This window comes from Thiomicrorhabdus cannonii (genome assembly GCF_013391695.1).
Taxonomy (GTDB): Bacteria; Pseudomonadota; Gammaproteobacteria; order Thiomicrospirales; family Thiomicrospiraceae; genus Thiomicrorhabdus; species Thiomicrorhabdus cannonii.
The window spans coordinates 58,092-83,194 of record NZ_JACBGH010000006.1; the positions used below are offsets into that span (position 1 = coordinate 58,092).

Here is a 25,103-nt window from a genome sequence, read left to right on the forward strand (position 1 = left end):
ATATTGTGTATTTGGGGGCTAAAAATATTTGTTTTCTTGTTGATAACTCTATATAATTCCCGTTTTTTCCGCTCCCGGAATTAGAAATTAAGGACAACTGACATGAAACGTACATTCCAACCAAGCGTTCTGAAGCGTGCGCGTACTCACGGTTTCCGTGCTCGTATGGCTACCAAAAACGGTCGTAAAGTTTTAGCTGCTCGTCGTGCAAAAGGACGTAAACGCTTAACTGTGTAATTCTGAGTGTGCTTTGATGGTACACACAGAACCTAAGTCTGGTGGGTTTATGAATTCAAACGCTGAGTTTAAAACTCACCCGGACTCTCTCCCAATCTCCCTCTCTTCCCCCGATTTCCCCAAATCCTGTCGCCTGCTGACGCCAAAAGCGTTTGCGCATGTATTTGCCGACGCGGAAAAATTCGCTAACCGCCACTGGACTCTGATTGTGCGTCCCAATGGATTGCCTTATCCACGTTTAGGCCTGGCTATCAGCAAAAAGCAATTGGCGCGTGCCGTATGGCGAAACCGCATAAAAAGAATCGCCCGCGAGGCATTTAGGTTACATAAAACCGAGTTAAGTGGGTATGATATTGTCGTTTTGGGGCGCAAGGGCACTCAAGAGATAGATAACGAAACCCTGCATAAGAGCTTTTTACATCTGGTTCGCAAGATTCGCGGCAGCAATCTGAAAGCACAAAGCAGTGCGGCGGCCAGTGAAGCATAAAAAGAAAATATAAGGTTTTTAAAGGTTTAAAGATGAATATGAGATCGTTCTGGTGGTTGGCGTTAGCCTTTACCCTGACCTGGATTTGGCTGGAATGGATGCAGTTTTCTGCGCCCAAGGTTGAACCGAGTTCTGCAACATCGACAGCGGCAAGCAGCGCGGCGGTGGATGTGCCCGGCGCCAATGCGCCTGCCGTGGCCAAGCACGAAGGCGTGCCGGTGGCGCAAACCGCATTGCAGCAAGGCCAGCGTATTCATGTCACCACCGATACGCTGGATCTGATTATTGATACGGTCGGCGGCGATATCCGTGATGCCAAATTGCTGAAATACGGCGCAACGCACGACCACACGCAACCTTACCAGTTGATGAGTGACAGCGGTGCCCTGACCTATGTGGCGCAAAACGGTATTGCCACGCAGGCGGCGGCCGTATTGCCGGCGCCTAACCACAAAGCGGTTTATCAGGCGGCGCAAAGCGAATACCAGCTACAGGGCGATACTTTGGTGGTACCGATGACCTGGGAACAGGACGGCGTTAAGGTCACCAAAACCTACACCTTCAAAAAAGGCCAATATCTTATCGATATCGCCTATAAGGTCGAAAACCAAACCGAACAGGCCTGGTCGGGCAGCCTGTATTCGCAGTTGGTGCGCAACCGTCACAATCCGGAAGAGAGCTGGATGATGTACACCTACACCGGTCCGGTGCTGTACGACGGCAATGCGGAAGAGAAGTACGTCAAACACTCGTTTGACGACCTGAACAAGGAAACCATCAGCGGCAAAACCGTCACCGGCGGTTGGGGGGCGATGATTCAGCAGTACTTCCTGACGGCGATCATTCCGGATCAGACGGCGCAAAACAGCTACTACGCCAAGCCGGTGGGCGACGACCGTTATGCGGTGGGTGTGGTCGAGCCGTTGGTCACGGTGGCGCCGGGCGCGCAGGGCGAATTGAGCTCTAAAATCTATATCGGCCCTGAAGTGCAGGACCATCTGGCGGAAATCGCGCCGGGTCTGGAGTTGACCATCGACTACGGTATGCTGACCTTCATCGCCGAGCCGTTGTTCTGGTTGTTGAAGCAGATTCACAATCTGGTCGGCAACTGGGGTGTGGCGATTATCCTGCTGACGCTGCTGATCAAGCTGGTGTTCTATAAACTGTCGGAAACCTCTTACCGCTCGATGGCGCGTTTGAAGAAGTTCCAGCCTAAACTGCAGCAGTTGAAAGAAAACTATGGCGACGACAAGGTCGTTTTCCAGCAGAAGATGATGAAGCTTTACAAGGAAGAGAAGATCAACCCGCTGGGCGGCTGTTTGCCGATCTTTATCCAGATGCCGGTATTTATCGCGCTTTACTGGGTACTGCTGTATTCGGTAGAGATGCGTCAGGCGCCGTTCATGCTGTGGATTGAAGACCTCTCGGCGCAGGATCCGTATTTTATCCTGCCGATTATCATGGGTATCACCATGTATATCCAGCAGAAGCTGAACCCGTCGGCGATGATGGACGAAATGCAGCAGAAAGTGATGAAGATGCTGCCGTTCATTTTCACCATCTTCTTCCTGTGGTTCCCGGCTGGTCTGGTATTGTACTGGGTGGTCAACAACATCCTGTCGGTCGCGCAGCAGTGGTATATCACTAAAAAGATTGAAGCCGGCGAAGAAAAATAAGCCGCTGTAAGAGAAAAGGTAACGAAAATGCAATTGTCTTATCAAAAACTGGGCAAAGACCATCCGATGTACGGCAAGGTCGAGTATTTGGTCGCGGATGGCACGCAGCCAATCTGCTACAAAACCGCCAACGGCTATATTCCTTTGGAAAACGGCGCAGCGCCGGTTGTGCAAACTCAACAGGCCGGGTCGGCGGAGGTCGCGACCCAGCCTTTATACGTGGTTTCGTTCAAGATCAATGGTGAGGCGGAAGAGATGACCTTCACCTCTAAAGAGTCATTGGACAAAACCATGGAAGAGTTGCAGCAGAAGTGGTACATCAGCGATCTGAAAACCACGGTGTATAAAACCGTCGCCTGATTGCAGGCGGCTGTGTGACTGTTCAAAACGCCCGTCAGGGCGTTTTTTGTTTGCAAGAAACTTGTGTTTGGAAGTGATTATGGAATTTGAAAACCACGACACCATTGCGGCGATTGCCACCGCACCCGGACGCGGCGGGGTAGGGATTGTGCGCGTTTCCGGCAAGCAGGCCGGCCAGATTGCCGAAGCCATGCTCAAGCGCGTGCCGCAGCCGCGTTATGCGCACTACACGCCGTTTTACGGTGAAAATAATGCGGTGCTGGACGAAGGCATTGCGCTGTACTTTCCGGGGCCCAACTCCTTTACCGGCGAAGATGTGCTGGAGCTGCAAGGCCACGGCGGGCCGGTGGTGTTGCAATGGCTGTTGAACCGGGTGGTGCAGTTGGGCGCGCGCTTGGCGGAACCGGGAGAGTTTTCCAAGCAGGCGTTTTTGAACGATAAATTGGATTTGGCGCAGGCCGAGGCGATTGCCGATTTGATCGAAGCCTCCTCCGAGCAGGCGGCGCGTTCGGCGTTGCGCTCCTTGCAGGGCGATTTCTCGGCGCAGGTCAATCAACTGGTCGAAGAGTTGATTCAACTGCGCCTTTATGTGGAGGCAGCCATCGATTTCCCTGAAGAGGAGATCGATTTTCTCTCCGACGGCAAGGTGGCCGGGCAGTTGCGCCATATTCTGGATCGGCTGCATCAGGTGTTTGCCTCGGCGCAGCAGGGGGTGTTGTTGCGCGAAGGAATGTCGGTGGTGATTCTGGGGCGTCCCAATGCCGGTAAATCCAGCCTGTTGAATGCCTTATCGGGTCGCGAAAGCGCGATTGTCACCGATATTGCCGGCACCACACGCGATATCGTGCGCGAAGAGATTCATATCGACGGCATGCCGTTGCATATCCTCGACACCGCCGGGGTGCGCGAGGCAACCGATCAGGTGGAGCAGATCGGCATCGAACGCGCCTGGAAGGCGCTGGATGACGCCGACCGCGTGCTGGTGATGTTGCAGGCCGGCGAAGACATTCACGCCGAAGATCAGGCGATTCTGGACAAGTTGCCGCACCATATTCCGGTCACCTTGGTGCGCAACAAGATCGACCTGATCGGCCACGCGCCGATGGTCGAACAGGACGGCGAACGCACGGTGATCTGGCTGTCGGCCAAGCACAAACAGGGATTGGATTTGTTGCGCGATCATCTGAAAACGGTGATGGGCTTTGCGCAGACCAGCGAAGGTGTCTTCATGGCGCGCAAACGCCATTTGGACGCTCTGCAAACCGCCCTGCAATGGACCGAAAACGGCATGTTCCAATTGCAGCAGTTTGCCGCCGGCGAACTCCTGGCCGAGGATTTGCGCCTGGCGCAGGAAGCGCTGTCGGAAATCACCGGACGTTTCACCTCCGATGATCTGTTGGGACGGATTTTCACCTCGTTCTGTATCGGCAAATAAGCGGCTACCCGGCCTGTTGAGTTTTTGAAACGGCAAGTTTCCGTTTTTGGCGTTAAATCGGCTACAATCATTTACTTAATGTGTAGCGGTAATTATCGTTTTGCCGCCCGAATTTCCAAGTAAAGGACAATAGGATGCACTTTCCCTTACGTTTGATGGCGTTGATGTTGACGGCCTTGGTTCTGAGCGCTTGTCAGCAGAGTGAAGAGGCGGCGGTTCAAGGTATGGCACCGGTGGTTAAAACCGTGGTGCTGACACAGACCGATCAACCGGGCTGGTCGTTGGCGGGCACGCTTGAGGCGCGATATGTCAGCAATCTGGCTTTCCGTGTGGGCGGTAAGGTTGGCGAGCGTTTGGTCAACGAGGGCGATAGCGTGACGCCAGGCCAATTGCTACTGCGCCTGGACGACAGCGATTTTGTATTGGCGGTGCAGCGCAGCGCGGCGAATGTCACCGCGTTGCAAGCGCAGGTGCGCAATAGCGAGGCCGAGTGGCAGCGTTTAAAAGCGTTGTTGCCGCGCAATCTGACCTCGCAGCAGGTGGTGGATCAGGCGTTCAATCAGCTCAAGGTGCTGCAGGCGCAGCTCAAAGCGGCCGAGGTCGCGGTACAGGAAGCGCAGAATCAGTTGGCCTATAGCCGTTTGCAGGCTCCCGCCGCCGGTGTCGTGGATGCCGTCAGGGTCGAAGCAGGCGAGGTGGTGGCCGCCGGTCAGCCCGTGGCGATTTTGGTAGAGCAAGGCAGTCGTGAAGTCGAGGTGCAGGTACCGGAAAATCGCCTGGCCGGCTTGCCGAAGCAGGCAAATGCCGTTGTCGGCGAGCAGCGTTTTGCCGTGACCTTACGCAGCCTGATGCCGCAGGCCGATGCTGCCAGCCGCACCTGGCAGGCGCGTTTCAGTTTGCCGGAAACGGCCCAAGTTAGTGGTTTGGCGCTCGGCAGCAGTGTGCGGTTGCAGTTTGCCGAAGCAAACAGCGCCGTACGTGTCCCCAGTACCGCACTCTATGAGCAGGGCGATTTTGTCTCCCTCTGGCAGGTTAAAGACGGCAAAGTGCAGCGTGTGCCGGTCAAGGTCAAGCAGCTTGCCAACCGTTGGGCGTGGGTGGAAGGTGATTTCAGCGGCGTGGAGCGCATCGTCTCCCTTGGCGTGCATCAGCTCAATGAAGGCCAGGCGGTCAGGGAATCGGCCGAATGAACCGTTTCAATGTTTCCGCCTATGCCGTCAAGCAGCCCGCTTTGACGCTCTATTTCATTCTGGTGGTGGCGGTGGCCGGCATCTATGCGTTTTTGCATATGGGCCGTGCCGAAGACCCGAGTTTTGAACTCAATACCATGGTGGTTTCTGCGACCTGGCCGGGCGCGACCGCGCAGCAGATGCAGGATCAGGTGGCCGATCCGCTGGAAAAACGCCTGGAGGAGATCGCCCATTTCGACCGGGTGGAAACCAAATCACGTCCGGGTCGTACCGATCTGCTGGTTTCTTTTCAGCAGAACACACCGAGCGGCCTGTCGCAGGAGCTGTATTATCAGGTGCGCAAGCGTCTGACCGATGAGGCCAAGAATTTGCCGCAGGGCGTGCAGGGACCTTTCTTTAACGACGATTTTGAAGACGTTTATTTCACGCTTTACAGTCTGACCGCCCCGGATTGGCCGCAGGAAAAACTGGTGCGCGAAGCCGACCGTATGCAGATTGCCTTGCACCGCGTCAAAGGGGTCAAAAAGGTCAATCTGCTGGGCGAACAGGCGCCGCAGATTTTTGTGGATTTGGATATGAATCGTCTGGCGCAGAGCGGCTTTAGCTTTGAGACCGTGCAGCAGGCGATTCAGGCACAGCTTAATCTGACCTCCGGCGGTTTTGTTGATACTGCCGGGCCGCGTCTGTATGTGCGCAATGCCAGTCAGGCAACGCCAACCGTTGAGGAGATTGCCCGATTGCCGTTGGCGATTAACGGCAAAACCATCGCGTTGGGAGATGTTGCCAAGGTTAGCCGCGGCTTTACCGATCCCTCAACCTATCTGATCCGCGATCGCGGCGAACCGGCGTTGCTGCTGGGCGTCGTCATGGCGGCCGGGGTGGATGGTCTGAAGCTGGAAAAAAGTCTGGATGAATTTGAACAGGCCTACCGCCAGCAACTGCCGTTAGGTGTCAAACTCGACAAAGTGACTAATCAGGCGGAGGCGATTCATGGCGCGGTCAGTACCTTTCAGTTGAAGTTTGTCACCGCCTTGTTAGTTGTCTTGGTGGTGTCACTCATTGCGCTCGGCATCCGCGCCGGTCTGATAGTGTCGTTGGCCGTGCCCCTGACCTTGGCGATGACGTTTCTGTTTATGTATCTTGAAGGCCTGAATTTTGACCGCATCACGCTGGGCGCCTTGATTATTTCGTTGGGGCTGCTGGTGGATGATGCGATTATCTCCATCGAAATGATGCTGGTGAAAATGGCCGAGGGTATGGAAAAAGCCCAGTCCGCCGCCTATGCGTGGACGGTCACCGCCGCCCCGATGCTGGTGGGCACGCTGGTGACGGTGGTGGGCTTTTTGCCGATCGGTCTGGCGCAGTCGCGCGTGGGCGACTATGCCGGCGGGATTTTCTGGGTCTTGGGCATTACGCTGATCGCCTCATGGATTGTGGCGGTCTATTTCACGCCCTATTTGGGGGTCAAGTTGTTGTCCAGCAAAGCCCAAGGACACGGCGATGGCCAGAGCCTGTACCAAACGCCGATTTACCAACGCCTGCGAGCCGTGATTCGTTTCTGCGTGCAGCACAAGAAAATGGTGGTGAGTGTCACAGTGCTGCTGTTTGTGGTGGCGGTGATGGGGATGAAGAATGTGGTGGAAAAGCAGTTTTTCCCGAGCTCGGACCGCCCGGAGTTGATGGTGGATGTCTATCTGCCGGAAGGGTCGGCGTTTGAAGTGACCGATAAGGTGGCTCAACGTGTCGAAAAATTGATTAACCAGTATGACGAGGTCAAATCGCTGTCGAGTTATATCGGCCAGGGGGCGCCGCGTTTCTTTCTGGCGTTGAATCCGGAGCTGCCGAATCCGGCGTTTGCCAAGATTATTGTGGTGACACACGACAAAGACGCACGTGAGTCTTTGCAGGCCAAGTTGCAAGCCAAGATTGCTGAAGGCCTGTTTCCCGAGGCGCGGGTGCGCGTGCATCCGCTGCTGTTCGGACCGCCGGTGCCCTGGCCGGTGACGTTCCGCGTGGTCGGGCCGGATGCCAACGAGTTGCGCAAAATCGCCAACGAACTGCGTGTGCTGATGGCGGCCGAGCCTTATACCATCGACCCGCACCTGGAATGGGGCGTGCGCGCACCGAGTGTGGATTTGAATATCGACCGTACCCGTATTGCGCAGCTGGGCATGACGTCGCAGGCGGTATTGCAGCAGGTGGAACAGCAGTTGCAGGGCGTGACCGTGGCGCAGTTCAAGGAGCAGATTCGTACCGTGAATGTGGTGTTGCGCGCTTCCGAGCATAACCGTCTGGAGATCAGTCAGTTGAACGATCTGCTGATCCGTCTGCCGAGTGGTCAGGCGGTGCCTTTGTCGCAACTGGCGCAGCCGCAGGTGGTGTATGAAGATGTGCTGCTGGAGCGCCGCAACCGCGAGTTGTATCTGGCGGTAAACAGCGAGGTGGTACCGGGTGTGCAGCCGCCGGTGGCCACACAGAAACTACTGGAGAAAATGCAGCCTTTGCTGGCGGGTCTGCCGCTAGGTTACCGCATTGATGTCGGCGGTTCGGTGGAGGAGTCGTCAGTGGCGGAAGGTTCCATTCAGGCGATGATGCCGCTGATGCTGCTGGTGATGACGCTGTTGCTGATGTTGCTAGTCAAGTCGTTCAGCACGCTGTTTATGGTATTGATCACCGCACCGCTGGGTTTGATCGGCGCGGTGTTCGCGTTGGTGGTGTTCCAGCAGCCGTTCGGGTTTGTGGCCAATCTGGGCTTGATCGGCCTGGCCGGGATTCTGATGCGCAATACACTGATTCTGACCGGGCAGATCGACGACAACCGCCGCCAGGGCATGGCGCTGGGTGAGGCCCTGGTGGATGCCACGGTGCGCCGCGCCCGTCCGGTGGTGTTGACCGCCTTGGCGGCGATGCTGGCGTTTATCCCTTTGACGACCTCGACCTTCTGGGGGCCGATGGCCTATGTGTTGATTGGCGGGATCGGCATCGGCACGCTGTTGACGCTGCTATTCCTACCGGCGCTCTACGCGCTTTGGTTTAGGGTGCGGTTGCCATGAGTTACCCTGTTCCTGCGGAACAGGCGCGGGCGGAAATCGAAATCAAAAAAAGCCGTTTTATCGCCTACGCCCGTCACATTGTTTCACGTGAAACCGGGATGGCGTGGCTGGAGGAGATCAAGGCCGAGTATCCGGATGCGCGCCATCACTGCTGGGCGTATCTGATCGGCAACCCGTACTGTGCCAGCAACGCCGGCATGGGCGATGACGGCGAGCCTTCCGGCACCGCCGGCAAGCCGATTCTGAACGTGTTGCAGCACAAGGGCGTGGGTGATGTGATGATCATTGTGGTGCGCTACTTTGGCGGCATCAAGCTCGGGGCGGGCGGGTTGACGCGCGCTTACGGCCAGGCGGCGCAGGCGGTGATGGAGATCCTGCCGGTGGAGCAGCGGGTGCCGATGTGCACATTGCAGGTGACCTGCGATTTTGCCCGCGAGCAGAGCGTGCGCCATTGGGTCAGTCAGGCGCAGGGCGAGGTGAGCCAGGTGGACTACGCTCAGCAGGTGATGATGCAGATTGATTTACCTGAAGTTGCATTGGCTGAGTTCACGGCGACTTTGCAGGCCAATCAATGTGAATTCAAACCGCTTTAGGCAAACGCTTTAACCGCCCTTCCGACCCGGCCTGTTGAGTTTCTGGTGACGCCATTTTTGCGCTTTCATGAAATTGTCATTTCATTAAGCTGTTCTTTTCGTTAGCATTAATCCATTGACGGTTGCATGGGAGGATGGCCTTTGTCTGCTCAATGGTTGGACAGCTATACGCTGTTAATGCTCAAACCTTTGCAGGGCGAGAATGTACCGAGACTTTTTTGTGGAGCGGTATTGGATGAGATCGCCCAAGGGTTGCGCTTAAGCCAGTCGGCGCGGCGTGACGAGGGCGAGTCGATTCACGAACTGCGCGTGCTGCTTAAGCGCTTGCGTGCCTATTGGCGCTTGCTGGAGAGCATTGCCGAACCCTCCCTGTTTGCGAGTTCAAAGCAACGCATCCGTCTTGCCGCGCACGCTTTGGCCGGACAGCGCGATCAGGCGGTGTTGTTGGAAACGCTGGCGGAACGGCTGTTGAGTTACCATGACGAACCGGTCAAAGGGTTGCTTAAGTTCTATGCGGAGTTGCGCCGTGCAAACGAGGCGGCAGTGGTGCAGCCGGTTCACTGGGCTTTGGTGGTTTCAACCCTGCATCTGGAGTTTTCTGCCTGGCAGAAGCTTTGCGGAGCTTTGCAGTCCAAACCGTTTCGTGAGGGGTTACGGCAGGGGTTGCGCCACACACTGCTGCGCACGTTCAATCTATCCCGTCCGGCGTTGGATTCCAAACGGTTGGAACCCTCACATCTCTGGCGCAAGTGGGTCAAACACCTGTTCTATCAGTCGCGTCTGTTGGTGGCTTTGCATTCTGCGCCCTGTCCCAATCGCCATAAGCTGGTACAGCTGTTGAACCAGTTGGGAGAGCAACTGGGGCAGCTGAATGACAGTGCGATGCTGGATGATTATCTTTGCAGCCGCGATGCCCGCGACAAAACCCAAAGACGTGCTTTGAAGGTGTTGATTCAACATAATCAGACGCATTTGCAGCAGTTGCGTGCCGACGCCGACAAGGTTTATCAGAACTGGAAAGCCCGGGTGAAGAAACAGCGTTGAAGCGGCAAGGCGCGGCAGGACAAGGCCTAGGGATTTCTTTCCTTTCCATAAAATAATTTGAATCGCCTTCGGACATGGTGGTTATACAATAGATTTACTATCAACCTCAAAGTGTGCGCTTTTGGGGTACCAAATCTTTTGGATCATCCATTTCATATGACCTCAGCAACCCGTCATCCGTCAAGCCTGCGTAAAAGGTATATCACCACGACCCTGATATTGGGTATTTTGGTGGTGTCGGCGGTGGCTATCAGTTACCTCAATATGCGCGCCATCAAAAATGTCGTCACGGATGGCTATCAGGGGGTTGTTAAAGAGAAGGCGCATCTGAAGGAGATTCGCAATACGCTGCTGACGGTCAATCAGGATATTAACCTGTTTCTGCTCGATCCGGGCAATGAAGACCTGATCACCAAGATCGATGCCAATACCGACCAATCGCTTCGCAACCTGTCGGCGCTGCAAAATTCACAGCATGGATTCCATGTGGACATCGGCGAGCAGGTTGCGCCGATGGTGGCCGGTTTCAAACGGCTCAATCAGGAGGTCAAGCGCCTGGTGGAGTATCGTTTGGATATCAACAAGCAGTATCCCGCCATGGACGTGTCCGCCAATATCATGGAGGTTCAGCAGGATCGCATTAATTCCGGGTTTGAAATTTTGCTCAATGAAATCGAATCCGGCGATCTGGCGCTGAATACGCCGGCGGTTTATCCATTGTTGCTGAAAACCCAGCTGCTCTGGGTGAAAGCGATTTCGCAGACCCGCATTTATATGACCAATCGCCTGGCGTCGTTCTCTATTGAGATGCTTCAGGATCAGGGCCGCAGCCTGACCGATATCTATGAGTTGTTTATGGCGGATATTCAGCGCTTGCGGGAGCTGTACCGGCATGAGGATAGCTTTGAGGGCGCGGCCACGCTTGAGATGATGGAGGATACGGCTCGCCAGTGGCACGAGAAGTTTCTGATTATGCGTGAAATTGCAGAGGGTGACCGCTGGCGATCGGATATGGTCATTATGAAAACCCAGATTTTCCCCGTTGTTAGTGCCATCAGTCAGCAAGGGGATGCGCTGGAGAAAGTTCTCAATGCCGAGAAAGCGAAGATTGATGAAGCATTGAAACGCAGTGATGAATCATTCAACCATCTGATTTTTGCGATTATCTTCCTGTTTTTGCTGGTGATCGCCGCCGTGCTGGTATCCATGGAATGGATGATTTTTACGCCGATAGAGCGCGTCACGCTGGCGTTGCGCTCCAAAGCCTCTGACCTTGAACTGCCGCAGATCGAAACGGCGAAATCATTGGAAATTGCACGGCTGATTGAGGCCTTCAATGAGATGAATCAGGAGGTCAGCCAACGCCAGCATGACTTGGAATATCAAGCCTTGCACGACCATCTGACGGGGTTGCCGAACCGTTTTATGCTGCATCAGCGTATGGAGTACCAACTGCTCTCGTCGGAAAAGCAGCACAGTGCCTTTGCGTTGTTTGTAATGGATCTGGATTTCTTCAAGGAGATCAACGATACGCTCGGTCATGCGTGTGGTGACGAGCTGCTGATTGAGGCATCCACGCGCATTCAAAGGCTCATTACCAAGTGCGATACCATGGCCAGGTTGGGAGGCGATGAATTTGCCATCCTGCTCCCCGATTGTGATAAGGCCCGGGCCAAAGCCTTGGCTCGCGATATCATCGAAGAGATTAGCCATCCATTTGACATCGGTGACGAGAAGGTGAATGTGATGATCAGCATCGGCATGGCTTTCTATCCAAAAGACGGGGACACGGCGGAAATTTTGCTGCAATATGCCGATATGGCGATGTATAACGCCAAGCGTAAGCGTAGCGGTTATGCAGTCTATAATCCCGATGAGAACTTCTACAGCAAAGAGCGTCTCTCGCTGATCCGCGATCTGCTCGAAGCGCTCGAAAAAGATGAATTCGAACTCTATTACCAGCCTAAGTTGAATCTTGCCGACCAGCGCATCGACGGCGCGGAGGCCCTGATTCGCTGGCGCCATCACGACTATGGCTGGGTTCAACCCGAAATCATCATTGAAGCGGCGGAACGCGCCGGGATGATCCACAAACTCTCCTTGAAAATCTTGCAAAAGGCGATTGCCCAATGTGCGCAGTGGCATCGTCAAGGCTATCGTTTGGCGATCTCTGTGAATCTCTCGGTGCGGGATCTGTCCAATAAGCACCTTAGTGAGCAGATCAAAGGGCTGCTGGATCAGCATCAATTGGATTATGCCTATTTGACTCTGGAGATCACCGAAAGCGTGATGATGGAAAACCTGGCGTTATCTTTGGAACAGTTGAACAAATTGCACCAATTGGGGGTGTGTCTGTCGATAGATGATTTCGGTACCGGTTTTTCATCGTTGGCGTATTTGAAACGCTTGCCGGTGAGTGAATTGAAAATCGATAAATCGTTTATTATGGATTTGGGTAAAGAGGCCAATGATATTGAAATCGTCAGCTCCACCATCAATCTGGGACACAGCTTGGGGTTGAGAGTTGTGGCCGAAGGGGTCGAAAATCAGGCTGTGCTGGAGATGGTGCAGCGCTTGGGATGCGATCAGATTCAGGGTTACCATATCAGTAAGCCGGTAGAGGCCGGACATTTCACATCATTTTTACAGAGTTGGTCGGGTCAATCGGCATCGTGAAACCGGATTTAGAATCGCTGCGTGGCTCGTCTTTTGTGGGGAAAGCATCGTGTTACGATTGAAAGGAGGTGCGTGATGCAAAAGTCAAAGTGGTTGCCGTTGTGTTGTTTGAGTGCGGTACTGGCAGTGCCGATGGCAGGTCAGGCGGATGATGAAGCGCCGATTTACGGGCGTCAATTGATGACGCAGCAGGAGCTTCAAGAGCATCAGGCCAAGATGCGTGCCGCGCAAACCAACGAGGAGCGTGAGCGGATTCGTGCCGAACAGCATGAGATGATTCAGGAACGCGCCAAACAGAAGGGCGTGGCAATGCCCGAGGAGGTCCCGGAACGCGGGCATATGCATCAGCAGGAAAAGGAGTTCCGCGGTAAAGGCATTGGCGGCGGTGTAGGCGGCGGCCACGGTTACGGCCGTCCGTAAAAAGTCTGTGAGCTTATAACGCCATGACCAAAACGGTCAGCATGAAGCCGATAAAATAGACCAGCAGCGTTAGCTGTAACATGCGTTTATTGGCTTGTCGGCTGTTTAACGCCTGGCTAAATGCCGGGCGTTTTTGTAACCACTTGAAACCTCCCCATAAAATGCCCAGCGCCAGAGCGGTCAAGAGCATGCCGTAAATCAGAGTGGTAAGCATGATTCCTCCTTTTTCGATGGGTTCCATTATAAAACCGCACCATAGGGTTTAGGTTGCATAAATGTGAAACTTCCGTCTTCCGAAAACTCAGCAGGCCGGGTATGGCGCTGGCGTGCGCTTTTCATCCCGGTTAACCCTCTGGGCGATTTGCGGTATGATGGAATCGTTTCCGCGATTCTGTCGCGATCTCAAGGAGGAACTGTGAGCCACGTTCAAAATGCCATTCTGATGCCGATACCGCATCAGGCCTGTTATCTGTTTTTTGCGCTTAAACCCGGGGCGGATTATGCGACAGCGTTGCAAACCCTGGCACCGCAGGTGGATGGCGAAACCTTGGTTGCAGGGATTGGCCTGCCATTGACGCAGGCGTTGGCTAAACCCATTGAAGGATTGAAGCTGTTTCCGTCGATGGTGCATCAAACCATAACCATTCCCTCAACGCCGGCCGCCTTGCTGTTGTGGCTGCGCGGCCGGGATCGCGGCGAAATCACCTTGCGCGCCAACCGTCTGGTTGCCGAACTGGAGCAAGCCTTTGAACTGCAACAGCGCATTGAGGCTTTTAAATACGGCAAGGCGCAGGATTTGACCGGTTATGAAGACGGCACCGAAAATCCGGTGGGTGAAGAGGCAGTGGCGGCGGCCGTCGTCACGGAAGGTCCGCTGAAAGGGTCGAGCTTTCTGGCGATTCAGCAATGGGAGCACCATTTAGACACCTTCAATGCCAAATCGCCGTTGGAACGGGATCACACGTTCGGTCGCCGCATTGCCGATAACGAGGAAATTGACGATGCGCCCGAGTCGTCACATGTCAAACGCACCGCGCAGGAGTCGTTTGAGCCCGAAGCGTTTATGGTGCGCCGCTCCATGCCATGGGCAAGCGGCCAGCAGTTGGGACTGGTGTTCACCGCTTTTGGCCGCTCGTTCGACGCCTTTGAGGCTGTGCTGGAGCGTATGGTCGGCAAGGAAGACGGCATTACCGATGCGCTTTTCAGCTTTACCCATCCGTTGACCGGCGCCTATTTCTGGTGTCCGCCGATCAACGAGGACGGTTTTTTGGATTTGAGTCGGTTGGAGTTATAACGGATGACACGTTTAAGACACATTTGGCTAGTGTGGATGCTGTTTGCGGGGTCGGCACTGGCGGCCTGGCCGATCCCGCCGGCCAAGGATCTGTCTGAAACGGCCAAGGTCGCTAAAGTGCAGAATATTCCGGTGGTGCTCTATTTCACCCGTCTGCGTTGCCCGCCGTGCGGTCGTTTTGAGGACAATGCACTCACGCCGCTGGTGCAGCACGGACTACTGGACGGCTTTGTCGAGCTGGTGGAGGTGCAGGCGGATGCAAGGGAGTCGTTGGTCTATTTTGACGGCAGTGCGATTAGCCCGGCGGAACTGGCGGAACTTTATAATGTGACCACCTTCCCCCGCTTGGTTTTTGTCAACGCCGAAGGGGACGCCCTCGGCATCCGTATGGAAAATTCCGGCGCTTACGATTATTTTCCGTATTATTTTAAACAGCGCATCAACGAGGCCTTGCAGGCGTTGGGTAATAGTAAGCGTGTGCAGGACGAGTTTTAAGTTATAAAAAAACAAGAGGAGTGACGTTATGTCGAATGTATCGGTTTCATCAGGAAGCACCCTGTCGAGTTTGGCGAAATGGCCGTGGATGCTGGTGATTGTATTGTTTCTGATCGCCACGGAGTATTTGCAGATTTCGCTGCAGGGCACGCTGGGTTACGTGTTTATTTCGGTGGCGGTGATTGTGCTGTTTATCGAGATGTTCAAATCGGGCGATGTCAGTGCGGTGGCGTTTTTTGTGGACCAGTTCTGGGCGGTGCTGACGGTGGTGTTGGCGACCGGCCTGTTGAGTTATCTGTGGTGGGTGGAAGGCAAGGAGCCGACCTTTTTCCATTGGATCGGTTATGCGATTATTCTGGCGGATGCCTTGTTGAATCCGTTCAATGCCTTTAGAACGGCGTTGCGTAATTTCGATGTAGCCGGTTGAGGAGAAAGACAAGCGTGAGTAAACCATCCACCGCCGACAAAAGCCTGCTAGGGCAGGCGACGCCCTATTGCAAAACTTATGATCCGGGGATTCTGTTTCCGATTCCCCGTCAGGAAAAGCGCGACGAACTCGGCTTTGACCTGAACAGCTTGCCGTTTCAGGGGCTGGATATCTGGACCGCATTCGAGGTTTCCTGGCTGAATGCCAAAGGCAAGCCGGTGGCGGTGATCGCCGAATTCGCTTTTCCGGCCGATTCGCCGAATCTGATCGAGTCCAAGTCGTTCAAGCTCTATCTGAACTCGTTTAACGGCACACGCTTCGGCTCGCAGCAAGAAGTTGAGGACTTGTGGGTCAAAGACCTTTCCGCCGCGTGCGGCGGCGAGGTGCAGGTGGATGTGCGCAGTCTCAACAGCGACGAGATGCTGATCGGCCAGTTGCCCGGCGACAATCTCGACGATTTGGACATCGAGGTGGACACCTATCAGGTCAAACCCGAATTGTTGACCCTTGAAGCCGATGCCGAGGTGGTTGAGGAGACCCTGAGCAGCCATCTGCTCAAGTCAAACTGTCTGGTGACGGGGCAGCCGGATTGGGGTTCGATTGTGATCCGTTATGTGGGGCCGCAGATCAACCGTGAAAACCTGCTCAAATACCTGATCTCCTTCCGCGAACATAACGAGTTCCACGAGCAGTGCGTGGAGCGCGTTTTCACCGATATCATGCGGCAGTGCCAGCCCGAGAAACTCACGGTCTATGCGCGTTATGTGCGTCGCGGCGGGCTGGATATCAATCCCTACCGTTCCAATTTTGAGGACGAGTTCGACATTTCGCGCACGGTGCGCCAGTAGGGCGATGCCATGCTGTTGCGTCTGATGAATTGGATTGTCGGCTGGTTCGGTTACGAATGGGTGCGGGTGCCCTGGCCGGAAAACGAGCCGGAGCCTTTCCGCCCCGACACTGAGCGCGAGAATTGGGACGAGCTATATCGTTCCGCGCCGCGCTATGTATTGCGTAAAAAAACCAGACAAGGGGGCGGCAATGCATGAGGTCATCAATATAAAACATACGCTGAAAGCGCGCGAGTTGGTGGCGTGTTTTGATTTGAATCTGAAGCGCTTGCGGACGCGCGGCGTCGATCCTGATGAGCTGGAGCACAACACGCTAGAAATGCTCTCGGAATATCTGGAAGAGGCGATTGAAAACGGCATGTCAGTGGAAGAGTTGCAACCGCGTGCCACACAGCTGGCGCGTTTTGCTTTTGAGCGCGGTTACAGTCAGCATGAGGTTGAGGCGTTGTTGACCATGCGCCCCAATCCCAACGGTAAACGACCGACGTAGTGGTTCAAAAATTTGTCTGCAAAACTGAACAGGCCGGGTGCTGAATAAACAGACCCGGCCTGTTCAGTTTTGAAAACGCGAAAAATTCGCTTAGGGTGCAATACTGCCCACGGCGCCTAAAATCCGGTTGATCTGTTCCCGTTTAGGGCGGTAGCTGCGCGGCGCGTCTTTCGGGTCGCCGTTGCTCAGGGCGCCGGCGCAGGTCAGGCGATACACGTTGGGTTGCGTGTCGGAATGCAGGTAGAGATGCACCAAGTCCATGGTTTCCGGGCGCTCATAACCCATATCGGCGAGACGCACCACATCGGTTTGGTTTTGGCCGTTCAGGCCAAAGGCGTTGGCGGCGAACTGTTCCCCGTAAGCGCGTTGCGCAATCATCTCCTCGCCCAGCTGTACGCGTTTGATCGTGAAGCTTTGCGGCTGAATGACGCTGTTTTGTGTCTGCAAAGCGTAAATTTCAATACGGCAGTGTTGTTCGGTCTGATTAAAACCGCTGCCGCTGAGCTGGCCGAATTGGATGGTCTGGCGTGCCTTGCCGGCAGGGATGGTGATGGGTTGTTTGAGGACAAAGTGTTCGCCCGCCTGGATATCCATCAGACTTTTCGGCGGGGTCAATGCACAGCTCGAAAGCAGGCCGGCCATACCCAACATCAGGCCTGCCAGAATGGGTTTTAGGCTATTGTTTTTGCATGTAAAACCGTTCATTTTCCCGCCTCCTTTGGACGTTTGGGCCGGCAACGCCGGCAAAGCAACAAGCGACTGTCAGTTTGCCGACAAATTTATGCTAAAATACTCTGTTATTTTACAGAATCTTGTATTGATGCAAATCGGACAAATCATGGATTTGCATCAATATATTGGCGTGTCAGCAGAGGAATTGCCATCATGGACGCACAAATTGCCAATTATGAAGTCATCGTCGTCGGCGGTGGCCATGCCGGTACCGAGGCCGCTCTAGCCTCGGCGCGCATGGGGTTGAAGACCCTGCTGCTGACGCACAATATCGACACGCTCGGACAGATGTCCTGTAACCCGGCCATCGGCGGGATCGGCAAGGGGCATCTGGTCAAGGAAGTGGATGCCATGGGCGGCGCCATGGCGCTGGCGATTGATGAAGCCGGCATCCAGTTCCGTACCTTGAATGCCTCCAAAGGCCCGGCGGTGCGCGCCACGCGTGCGCAGGCCGACCGCGTGCTGTACCGTCAGGCCATCCGCACCCGTCTTGAAAACCAGCCAAACCTGTTTATTTTCCAGCAGCCGGTCGAAGACCTGATTCTGGAAGGCGACCATGTGCGCGGCGTGGAAACCAAAATGGGTCTGAAATTCTATGCCAATCAGGTGGTGTTGACGGTGGGGACTTTCCTGGCTGGGCGTATCCATATCGGCTTGCAGAATTACGAAGGCGGTCGTGCGGGTGATGCACCGGCTAACCGTTTGGCGGCGCGTCTGCGTGAAATGAGTCTGCCGGTCGGCCGTTTGAAAACCGGTACGCCGCCGCGTATCGATGCGCGCACCGTGGATTTTTCGGTGATGGAGCTGCAGTTGGGCGACGACCCGATGCCGGTATTCTCGTTTATGGGCAAGGCGTCGATGCATCCCAAGCAGCTGCCTTGCTACATCACTTATACCAATGCCCAGACCCATGAAGCGATTTTGAATTCGTTGGATCAGTCGCCAATGTACACCGGCGTGATCGACGGTGTCGGGCCGCGTTATTGCCCATCTATCGAAGACAAGGTAGTGCGCTTTGCCGACAAAGAACGCCATCAGGTCTTTATCGAGCCGGAAGGGCTGACCAGCCATGAACTCTACCCCAACGGCATCTCGACCAGTCTGCCGTTTGAAACCCAGATGCAGATTGTGCGTTCGATGAAGGGTCTGGAAAACGCGCGCATTATGCGTCCGGGCTATGCGATCGAGTACGATTATTTCGATCCGCGCGGTTTGAAGCCGACGCTGGAAACGCGCGCCATTCACGGCCTGTATTTTGCCGGCCAGATCAACGGCACCACCGGTTATGAAGAGGCGGCTGCACAGGGTATGTTGGCCGGCATCAATGCCGCGCGCCGAGCGCAGCTCAAAGAGCAGTGGCATCCGCGCCGTGACGAGGCTTACATTGGCGTATTGGTGGACGATCTGATCACCATGGGAACGACCGAGCCTTACCGTATGTTCACCTCGCGCGCCGAATACCGTTTGATGCTGCGCGAAGACAATGCCGATCAGCGTTTGACGCCGATTGCGCGCGAGTTCGGCCTGGTGGACGACGCCCGCTGGATGGCGTTTGAAACCAAGATGGAAACGCTGGATAAGGAGCTGGAGCGTCTGAAGCAGACCTGGATCTATCCGGCCCACGCTGAGGCGAAAAAAGCCGAAGCCTTGATGGATTTGCCGTTGAGCAAAGAGCAGAATCTGTTTGATCTGTTGAAGCGCCCCAATGTGCGTTATGACGCCTTGGCGGAGTTGGACGTTTTTGGCGAGGGGGTCGAAGCGCAAGACGTGGTCGATCAGATCGAGATCGAAGCGAAATACGCCGGTTATATCGAACGCCAGAAGCAGGAAATTGAAAAACTGCGCCGCTCCGAGAATACGACTATTCCGGAGGATTTGGATCTCGACAAGATTTCGGGCCTGTCGAATGAAGTGAAACAGAAGCTGCGCGATCACAAGCCTGCCACCTTGGGTATGGCGGGGCGTATTCAGGGGATTACCCCGGCGGCGATTTCCATTCTGATGATTGCCATCAAAAAACACCGTTCCGGCAGGGTGGCGTAATTCATGAATCAACCAGCATTACGCAAACAGTTGGCGGACGGCACGAATCAGCTTGGACTCGATCTGAGTGAAGCGCAGCTAAACAAACTGATGGATTATCTGGCGCTGCTGCAGAAATGGAACAAAGTCTATAACCTGACCGCCATCCGCGACCCGCAGGAGATGTTGGTAAAACATCTTTTGGACTCACTGGCGATTGTGCCGCACATGCAGGGGCGGCGTTGGATTGATGTGGGCACGGGAGGCGGCCTGCCAGGAATTCCGTTGGCGATTTGTTTTCCGCAAAACCAGGTCGATCTATTGGATAGCAATAGCAAAAAAACCCGCTTTCTGGTGCATGCCAAGGCCGAGCTTGGCCTCGTCAATACGCAGGTATTTCATACGCGTGTTGAAGAATATCAGCCGTCTGAATTGTATGACGGCGTGGTGTCGCGTGCTTTTGCCTCCTTGCAAGATATGTTGCATTGGACGACCCATCTATTACAATCGGAGGGTTGCTGGTGGGCCATGAAGGCGCAAAAAGAGTTTGAGGATTACACAAACCTGCCGGCCACGGTTAAAATTGAGGCGATGATTGACCTTGAAGTGCCGGGATTGAATGCCGAGCGCATGTTGATCAAAGCCGTTAAAACCGCTTAAAACGGGTCGATAACACAGCTAGAAACACAGCTAAAACGTAGTTAGGAAGCATTTGTGGGCAGAGTCATTGCAGTTGCAAACCAGAAAGGGGGGGTGGGTAAAACCACCACGAGTGTCAATTTGGCGGCGGCTCTGGCGCGATTGGGTAAGAAGATTCTGCTGATTGACCTGGATCCGCAGGGCAATGCGACGGTGGCCATCGGCGTCGATAAGGATGATTTGCCGGCGTCGGTTTTTGAGGTATTGGTGGGTGAAACCAAACCCCGCGCGGCGATCATCCAAGTTGAACAGGCCGGGTTGGATCTGCTTCCCGCCAACGGCGATTTGACGGCTGCCGAGGTCGCGCTGCTGGAAGAGGATATGGGGCCGAAGCGCCTGCGCAAAGTGCTTAAAAAAGTCCGCAACGAATACGATGCGGTGCTGATCGATTGTCCGCCGACCCTCAATATGTTGACTATCAATGCGCTGACGGCGGCAGACGGTATTTTGGTGCCGGTGCAGTGTGAATATTTCGCGCTCGAAGGCTTGTCGGCGCTGATGGACACGATCGAAACCGTGCAGCAGCAGCTGAACGCAACGCTGCATATCGATGGTCTGCTGCGCACCATGCATGACCGCCGCAATAATCTGGCCAACGATGTCTCCAGTGAACTGGTGACGCATTTCGGTATGAAAGTGCTGCAAACCATTATTCCGCGCAATGTGCGTCTGGCCGAGGCGCCGAGTTACGGCGAGTCGATTCTCGACTACGACGCCTCTTCAAACGGTGCCATTGCCTATTTGGCGCTGGCCAATGAATTGATCCGCAAAACCCAAATTTAACGCTGAAAGTAAAGGTAAGGTATGGCAAAAAAACGCTCTGGAATGGGAAGCCGTGGCATCCACGCCATGATCGGCGCAAAGCAGAAGTCGGATAACAGTTCGACCGATTTGCGCATTGAGAAGTTGCCGGTGGAACAGCTGAAACCGGGCGTTTATCAGCCGCGTCAGCAGTTTGATCAGAATGCCCTGCAAGAATTGGCCGACTCCATCAAGGTGCAAGGTTTGGTGCAGCCGATTATCGTCAAGCCGATTGATGATGACCGTTACGAGATTATTGCCGGTGAACGCCGCTGGCGCGCGGCGCAAATGGCCGGTCTGGACAAGGTGCCGGTAGTAGTCCGTCAGGCGGACAATCAAGCAACTTTGGCGATGGCATTGATTGAAAACCTGCAGCGTGAAGACTTGAACCCGATTGAAACGGCAGTGGGCTTAAAGCGTCTGATGGAAGACTTCGAGCTGACTCAGCAGGCCGTGGCGGATGCGGTGGGGCGTTCACGCGCGGCGGTTTCCAATCTGCTGCGTCTTTTGAAATTGCCGCAGGTGATTCAACAGGCGTTGCATGACGGTGAAATCACCATGGGGCATGCCCGCGCCATTATCTCGTTGCCGGAAGAGTTGCAGCTTGAATTGGTCGAAAAGGCCAAGCAGAAAGGCTGGTCGGTGCGCGAGATGGAAGAGGCGGTTCAGCATATTCTGGTGCCGAAAAAAGTCATAAAGGACGCCAAGCTGAAAGCGAATCCGTATATCGACGCGATTATGCAAAAGCAGCAGGATTTGGCGGACAAAATCGCTGCCAAGGTCAAGATCAGTCATCGTGAAAACGGCAAAGGCAAGCTTGAAATCAGTTATGAAAATATGGAAGAGTTGGAGCGTTTGCTAAATCTTTTCTGAAGTGCTGAATTTGATAGAAAATCACAATCAAAATAGTGTGCTGGGGATAAAACAAATATATGTAGTGTAAAAGTTTTATTAATACACATTATCTAGTGAGTGGTGATTTTAAACGAATAAAAATCAGCGAAAAACAATCAGATAAGCTAGCTTTTACGGGCGTAAAGCTATATCATGTGCGGCCGTTTAGCTTGAACAAGATTCAACTAAAAAGTATCATTAACAGAGTTTGCCATCGAAAGAGTGATTCGAATTTGGACCCTAAAAACAACAGCAATTCCGCCGAACCGAAGCCGGCGTTGAATTTTTTATTGCTTAGTGCGGGTTCTATCTTCACTTCGATGATCGTAGCCGGTTTTCTGGTTGGCTACGCGTTGGATCAACTATTTGATACAACACCGATTTTTTTGCTTGGATGCGGCGTGCTGGGGTTTATTGGTGGCATTCAGAAAGTGCACAGATTGACCAGCAGAATGGACATGGTTCCGGAAGGACGTAAAGATGATCAAAAATCTTGACCAGCCACTGAAAATTCAAGGGTTGCTGGGTTTGATCATGGTTGCCATTTTTGCAACGCAAGGGCAATGGATTTCTGCTGTTTACGGCTTGTTTATCGGCATGATGAATGTGCTGATGTTGGGTTTTACATTTAAAAAAGCCAACGAGAAAGCCGCGGAAAATCCAAAAACAGGAATTTTAGTTTTATATATGAGTGCAGTCGTCAGGTTCGTCCTGCTGGCTGTGTTGTTTGTTTTGGGGCTGTCGCTCTTTAATTTTGAGCCGATGCCGGTGGTGCTGACCTTTGTGGTGATGCAGCTCGGGCAGGTGTTCAATCTTAAAGGAAAGCGTCGTTTGACTGACTAAGGAGTAGACCCTTGAGTGCTGAGAAGATGGGAACGGTCGAGTATATCCAACACCACTTGACCAACAATACCATTGGTGAAGGTTTCTGGACCTTTAACATGGATACAATTGTAATTAGCTTTTTGCTGGGTGCGCTGATCGTTTTGACAGCGGCACGTATGGGCAAAAGCCTGCAGGCCGGTACCCCTGGCGGATTCCAGAACTTTGTGGAATCCATTCTAGACTTTGTGTCTACAAACGTGCGCGACGCCTTCCCAGGGCATAACCCACTGATCGCTCCATTGGCTTTGACGATCTTTATCTGGGTTTGGTTGATGAACTTCATGGACTTGATTCCTGTGGATCTGGTTCCTTACCTGTATCAATTGATTACAGGCGATCATCACGCTTACTTGAAGATTGTACCTACAACCGACCTGAACACCACGCTGGCGATGGCTTTTGCAGTGTTTGCGTTGATTATCTACTACAACATCAAAATTAAAGGGTTGGGCGGTTTCATCAAGATGTTCCTGTTCCACCCGTTCGGTAAGTTCTTTGTGCCTGTTAACGTTGTGATGACGCTAATCGAAGAAGTTTCCAAGCCGCTTTCTCTTGCTCTGCGTTTGTTCGGTAACATGTTCGCAGGTGAGTTGGTATTCCTACTGATCGCTTTGATTGGTGGAACTTTAGCAGTGGGTGCCGCTGCGCTATTCTGGGCACCTCTACAAGTCCTGTTGGATCTGGGCTGGTTGATCTTCCACTTGTTGGTTATCACTCTGCAAGCCTTTATCTTTATGGTGCTTACAATTGTTTATCTAGGCATGGCACACGACGAAGGTCACTAAGTCACGCTTAATAAACAATAAAAGGATAGGTGGCCTGTTGAGTTTCTAAATGAAGATGCTCAACAGGTGGCCAAAAAGGTTTAAGCGCACCTACTTAAGGTTTCTCAAAAGGGATCGGAAGTAAAAAGCTTTTTTTAACTTTATTTTTTTTAATTTTAACTTGTAAAACTTTAGGAGAAAGTCGATGGAAGTAACTGCTACTATGATTGCTGATATCTACTCTGCAACTGCTATTGGTGTAGGTGTAATTTTGGCTGCTGCTGGTCTGGGTTCAGCTATTGGTTGGGGTCTGATCTGTTCTAAAACGTTGGAAGGTATCGCTCGTCAGCCTGAAATGCGTCCTGCATTGATGACTAACATGTTCATCTTCGCTGGTTTGATGGAATCTTTCCCATTCATCATCCTAGCTTTCGCTATGTGGTTCTTGTTCGCTAACCCATTCGTCGGTGCTTTGAAAGCTGCTTTGGGTGCTTAATCCCTAGGGCTTAATAAACCGTAATCTAATTTTTTAGTTAACGAATGGCGAGGTAACCACCGTGAGTATTAATGCAACGCTTCTCATCCAAATCATTGCTTTTGTGCTATTGGTTTGGTTTGTGAACAAAGTGCTGTGGGGGCCGCTGTCAAAGCTAATGGAAGAGCGTCAGAAGAAAATTGCTGACGGTCTTTCTGCCGCTGAGAAAGGTAAGCATGAACTTGAGTTGGCTGAACAGAAGGCTAAAGAAGTCCTGAAAGACGCTAAAGCTCAAGCTCAAAACATTCTAAGTCAGGCTGAAAAGCGTGGTTCTGAAATCGTAGAAGATGCGAAAGTAAAAGCTAACGAAGAAGCTGACCGAATCAAAGCTGCCGCCCAAGCAGAAATTGCGCAAGAAGTTAGTCGTGCTAGAGAAGATCTTCGTAAAGAAGTGGCTTCTTTGGTTGTGACTGGTGCAGAAAAAATTCTTAAGAAAGAAGTTGATGCAGCAGTACACAATGACATGCTTGACACCTTAGTTAAATCAATCTAAGGGACACTTCTATGGCAGAATTAATGACAATTGCAAGACCGTACGCTGAAGCTGTTTTTGCCGTAGCAAAGGAAAAAAACACGCTAGCAGCCTGGTCAGATGAATTAGCAAACCTGGGTGCTATCGCTGCAGATCCTGCAATGCAGGCCATGATTGCTAATCCAGCCTACAGCGATGCAAACATAATGGATGTTTTTGCATCAGTTATGGGCGCCAATCTGACTAACGAAGGTAAAAACCTTCTGACTGTCATGGCTGAAAACAAGCGCTTTGCCGCGTTGCCAGCAGTTGCTGAAATCTTTGAAGATTTGAAAGCGGCTGATGAAAAACGCATCAGAGCAACCGTAATGACAGCCTTTGAAGCGACGGATGAGCAGAAGAACAAATTAAGTGCTGCTTTAAATGCTAAGTTTGATGCTGACGTGGAGATTACCTATGAAATGGATCCGTCTCTACTCGCAGGAATCAAAATTAAAGTCGGTGACTGGGCAATTGATGGCTCAGCCGTTTCCCAACTAAACAAACTTGGCGCAGCAATCGCCCAATAATGGAG

Annotated in this window: 29 protein-coding genes; 27 read left to right on the top strand and 2 right to left on the bottom strand. The window is 53.2% G+C overall.

Features of this window, described 5'->3' with window-relative positions:
- The first annotated feature begins 102 nt into the window (after window positions 1-102).
- The 11 genes from rpmH (at window position 103) to HZ297_RS08180 (ending at window position 13,171) form a co-directional block, all read left to right on the top strand.
- A complete protein-coding gene (gene rpmH / locus HZ297_RS08130; protein ID WP_178862584.1) occupies window positions 103-237 on the top strand; it encodes a 50S ribosomal protein L34 in 135 nt (44 codons plus the stop codon).
- A 49-nt stretch (window positions 238-286) separates the two neighbouring features.
- Complete coding sequence (gene rnpA, locus HZ297_RS08135) at window positions 287-724, top strand: ribonuclease P protein component (protein WP_178862586.1); 438 nt, start codon at window positions 287-289, stop codon at window positions 722-724.
- 32 nt (window positions 725-756) lie between these two features.
- Window positions 757-2,400: a membrane protein insertase YidC gene (gene yidC / locus HZ297_RS08140; RefSeq protein WP_178862588.1), complete on the top strand. Its 1,644-nt coding sequence runs from the start codon at window positions 757-759 to the stop codon at window positions 2,398-2,400.
- Window positions 2,401-2,427: 27 nt separating this feature from the next.
- Window positions 2,428-2,760 carry a hypothetical protein gene (locus HZ297_RS08145; protein WP_178862590.1) on the top strand — a complete coding sequence of 111 codons (333 nt, stop codon included), beginning with the start codon at window positions 2,428-2,430 and terminating at the stop codon, window positions 2,758-2,760.
- A gap of 79 nt (window positions 2,761-2,839) precedes the next feature.
- The gene (gene mnmE / locus HZ297_RS08150) at window positions 2,840-4,195 is read left to right on the top strand and encodes a tRNA uridine-5-carboxymethylaminomethyl(34) synthesis GTPase MnmE (protein WP_178862592.1); all 1,356 of its coding nucleotides are present in this window, start codon (window positions 2,840-2,842) and stop codon (window positions 4,193-4,195) included.
- A gap of 134 nt (window positions 4,196-4,329) precedes the next feature.
- Window positions 4,330-5,385, top strand: coding sequence for an efflux RND transporter periplasmic adaptor subunit (locus tag HZ297_RS08155; RefSeq protein WP_178862594.1), 1,056 nt, complete (start codon window positions 4,330-4,332; stop codon window positions 5,383-5,385).
- Window positions 5,382-8,438: an efflux RND transporter permease subunit gene (locus HZ297_RS08160; RefSeq protein ID WP_178862595.1), complete on the top strand. Its 3,057-nt coding sequence runs from the start codon at window positions 5,382-5,384 to the stop codon at window positions 8,436-8,438. Before HZ297_RS08155 ends, HZ297_RS08160 begins: the two co-directional genes overlap by 4 nt.
- A complete protein-coding gene (locus HZ297_RS08165) occupies window positions 8,435-9,031 on the top strand; it encodes a YigZ family protein (protein WP_178862598.1) in 597 nt (198 codons plus the stop codon). The genes HZ297_RS08160 and HZ297_RS08165 overlap by 4 nt, the downstream gene beginning before the upstream one ends.
- A 141-nt stretch (window positions 9,032-9,172) precedes the next feature.
- Entirely contained in the window at window positions 9,173-10,075 is a 903-nt protein-coding gene (locus HZ297_RS08170) for a CHAD domain-containing protein (protein WP_178862600.1), read from the top strand.
- 156 nt (window positions 10,076-10,231) lie between these two features.
- Window positions 10,232-12,751 (top strand): putative bifunctional diguanylate cyclase/phosphodiesterase, encoded by a 2,520-nt coding sequence (locus HZ297_RS08175; protein ID WP_178862602.1) that lies wholly within the window; start codon window positions 10,232-10,234, stop codon window positions 12,749-12,751.
- 75 nt (window positions 12,752-12,826) lie between these two features.
- Entirely contained in the window at window positions 12,827-13,171 is a 345-nt protein-coding gene (locus tag HZ297_RS08180) for a hypothetical protein (protein ID WP_178862604.1), read from the top strand.
- Window positions 13,172-13,184: 13 nt separating this feature from the next.
- On the opposite strand, the gene HZ297_RS08185 is transcribed toward HZ297_RS08180, so the two are convergent.
- Window positions 13,185-13,385, bottom strand: coding sequence for a hypothetical protein (locus HZ297_RS08185; RefSeq protein ID WP_178862606.1), 201 nt, complete (start codon window positions 13,383-13,385; stop codon window positions 13,185-13,187).
- A 201-nt stretch (window positions 13,386-13,586) separates the two neighbouring features.
- Between HZ297_RS08185 and HZ297_RS08190 the strand changes: the two genes are divergently transcribed.
- The 6 genes from HZ297_RS08190 to HZ297_RS08215 are packed head-to-tail and all read left to right on the top strand — an operon-like array spanning window position 13,587 to window position 16,725.
- Complete coding sequence (locus tag HZ297_RS08190) at window positions 13,587-14,465, top strand: Dyp-type peroxidase (RefSeq protein WP_178862608.1); 879 nt, start codon at window positions 13,587-13,589, stop codon at window positions 14,463-14,465.
- Between the two features lie 3 nt (window positions 14,466-14,468).
- A complete protein-coding gene (locus HZ297_RS08195; RefSeq protein WP_178862610.1) occupies window positions 14,469-14,960 on the top strand; it encodes a thioredoxin family protein in 492 nt (163 codons plus the stop codon).
- A 28-nt stretch (window positions 14,961-14,988) separates the two neighbouring features.
- Window positions 14,989-15,387, top strand: a complete 399-nt coding sequence (locus HZ297_RS08200) for a hypothetical protein (RefSeq protein ID WP_178862612.1) — start codon at window positions 14,989-14,991, stop codon at window positions 15,385-15,387.
- Between the two features lie 14 nt (window positions 15,388-15,401).
- Window positions 15,402-16,235 carry an NADPH-dependent 7-cyano-7-deazaguanine reductase QueF gene (gene queF, locus HZ297_RS08205; RefSeq protein ID WP_178862614.1) on the top strand — a complete coding sequence of 278 codons (834 nt, stop codon included), beginning with the start codon at window positions 15,402-15,404 and terminating at the stop codon, window positions 16,233-16,235.
- 9 nt (window positions 16,236-16,244) lie between these two features.
- Window positions 16,245-16,433 (top strand): hypothetical protein, encoded by a 189-nt coding sequence (locus HZ297_RS08210; protein ID WP_178862616.1) that lies wholly within the window; start codon window positions 16,245-16,247, stop codon window positions 16,431-16,433.
- Window positions 16,426-16,725: a hypothetical protein gene (locus HZ297_RS08215; protein ID WP_178862618.1), complete on the top strand. Its 300-nt coding sequence runs from the start codon at window positions 16,426-16,428 to the stop codon at window positions 16,723-16,725. The genes HZ297_RS08210 and HZ297_RS08215 overlap by 8 nt, the downstream gene beginning before the upstream one ends.
- Before the next feature lie 90 nt (window positions 16,726-16,815).
- Here HZ297_RS08215 and HZ297_RS08220 read toward each other — a convergent pair whose 3' ends face one another.
- Complete coding sequence (locus HZ297_RS08220) at window positions 16,816-17,430, bottom strand: hypothetical protein (RefSeq protein WP_178862620.1); 615 nt, start codon at window positions 17,428-17,430, stop codon at window positions 16,816-16,818.
- A 180-nt stretch (window positions 17,431-17,610) separates the two neighbouring features.
- Here HZ297_RS08220 and mnmG point away from each other — a divergent pair, with 180 nt between their 5' ends.
- The 10 genes from mnmG (at window position 17,611) to HZ297_RS08270 (ending at window position 25,098) form a co-directional block, all read left to right on the top strand.
- Complete coding sequence (mnmG, locus tag HZ297_RS08225; protein ID WP_178862623.1) at window positions 17,611-19,500, top strand: tRNA uridine-5-carboxymethylaminomethyl(34) synthesis enzyme MnmG; 1,890 nt, start codon at window positions 17,611-17,613, stop codon at window positions 19,498-19,500.
- Between the two features lie 3 nt (window positions 19,501-19,503).
- Window positions 19,504-20,139, top strand: coding sequence for a 16S rRNA (guanine(527)-N(7))-methyltransferase RsmG (gene rsmG, locus HZ297_RS08230; RefSeq protein ID WP_178862625.1), 636 nt, complete (start codon window positions 19,504-19,506; stop codon window positions 20,137-20,139).
- A gap of 54 nt (window positions 20,140-20,193) precedes the next feature.
- Window positions 20,194-20,961 (top strand): AAA family ATPase, encoded by a 768-nt coding sequence (locus HZ297_RS08235; protein WP_178862627.1) that lies wholly within the window; start codon window positions 20,194-20,196, stop codon window positions 20,959-20,961.
- Window positions 20,962-20,982: 21 nt separating this feature from the next.
- On the top strand, window positions 20,983-21,852 hold the full coding sequence (locus tag HZ297_RS08240; RefSeq protein ID WP_246261794.1) for a ParB/RepB/Spo0J family partition protein: 870 nt from the start codon (window positions 20,983-20,985) through the stop codon (window positions 21,850-21,852).
- A gap of 95 nt (window positions 21,853-21,947) precedes the next feature.
- Window positions 21,948-22,370 (top strand): AtpZ/AtpI family protein, encoded by a 423-nt coding sequence (locus tag HZ297_RS12175; RefSeq protein WP_343034789.1) that lies wholly within the window; start codon window positions 21,948-21,950, stop codon window positions 22,368-22,370.
- On the top strand, window positions 22,354-22,716 hold the full coding sequence (locus tag HZ297_RS08250) for an ATP synthase subunit I (protein WP_178862629.1): 363 nt from the start codon (window positions 22,354-22,356) through the stop codon (window positions 22,714-22,716). Before HZ297_RS12175 ends, HZ297_RS08250 begins: the two co-directional genes overlap by 17 nt.
- 11 nt (window positions 22,717-22,727) lie before the next feature.
- The gene (gene atpB, locus HZ297_RS08255) at window positions 22,728-23,543 is read left to right on the top strand and encodes a F0F1 ATP synthase subunit A (RefSeq protein ID WP_178862631.1); all 816 of its coding nucleotides are present in this window, start codon (window positions 22,728-22,730) and stop codon (window positions 23,541-23,543) included.
- 184 nt (window positions 23,544-23,727) lie between these two features.
- Window positions 23,728-24,018, top strand: a complete 291-nt coding sequence (gene atpE, locus HZ297_RS08260) for a F0F1 ATP synthase subunit C (RefSeq protein ID WP_178862633.1) — start codon at window positions 23,728-23,730, stop codon at window positions 24,016-24,018.
- Window positions 24,019-24,079: 61 nt separating this feature from the next.
- Window positions 24,080-24,550 carry a F0F1 ATP synthase subunit B gene (locus tag HZ297_RS08265; protein ID WP_178862635.1) on the top strand — a complete coding sequence of 157 codons (471 nt, stop codon included), beginning with the start codon at window positions 24,080-24,082 and terminating at the stop codon, window positions 24,548-24,550.
- 11 nt (window positions 24,551-24,561) lie between these two features.
- Window positions 24,562-25,098 (top strand): F0F1 ATP synthase subunit delta, encoded by a 537-nt coding sequence (locus tag HZ297_RS08270; protein ID WP_178862637.1) that lies wholly within the window; start codon window positions 24,562-24,564, stop codon window positions 25,096-25,098.
- The last annotated feature ends 5 nt before the right edge of the window (window positions 25,099-25,103 follow it).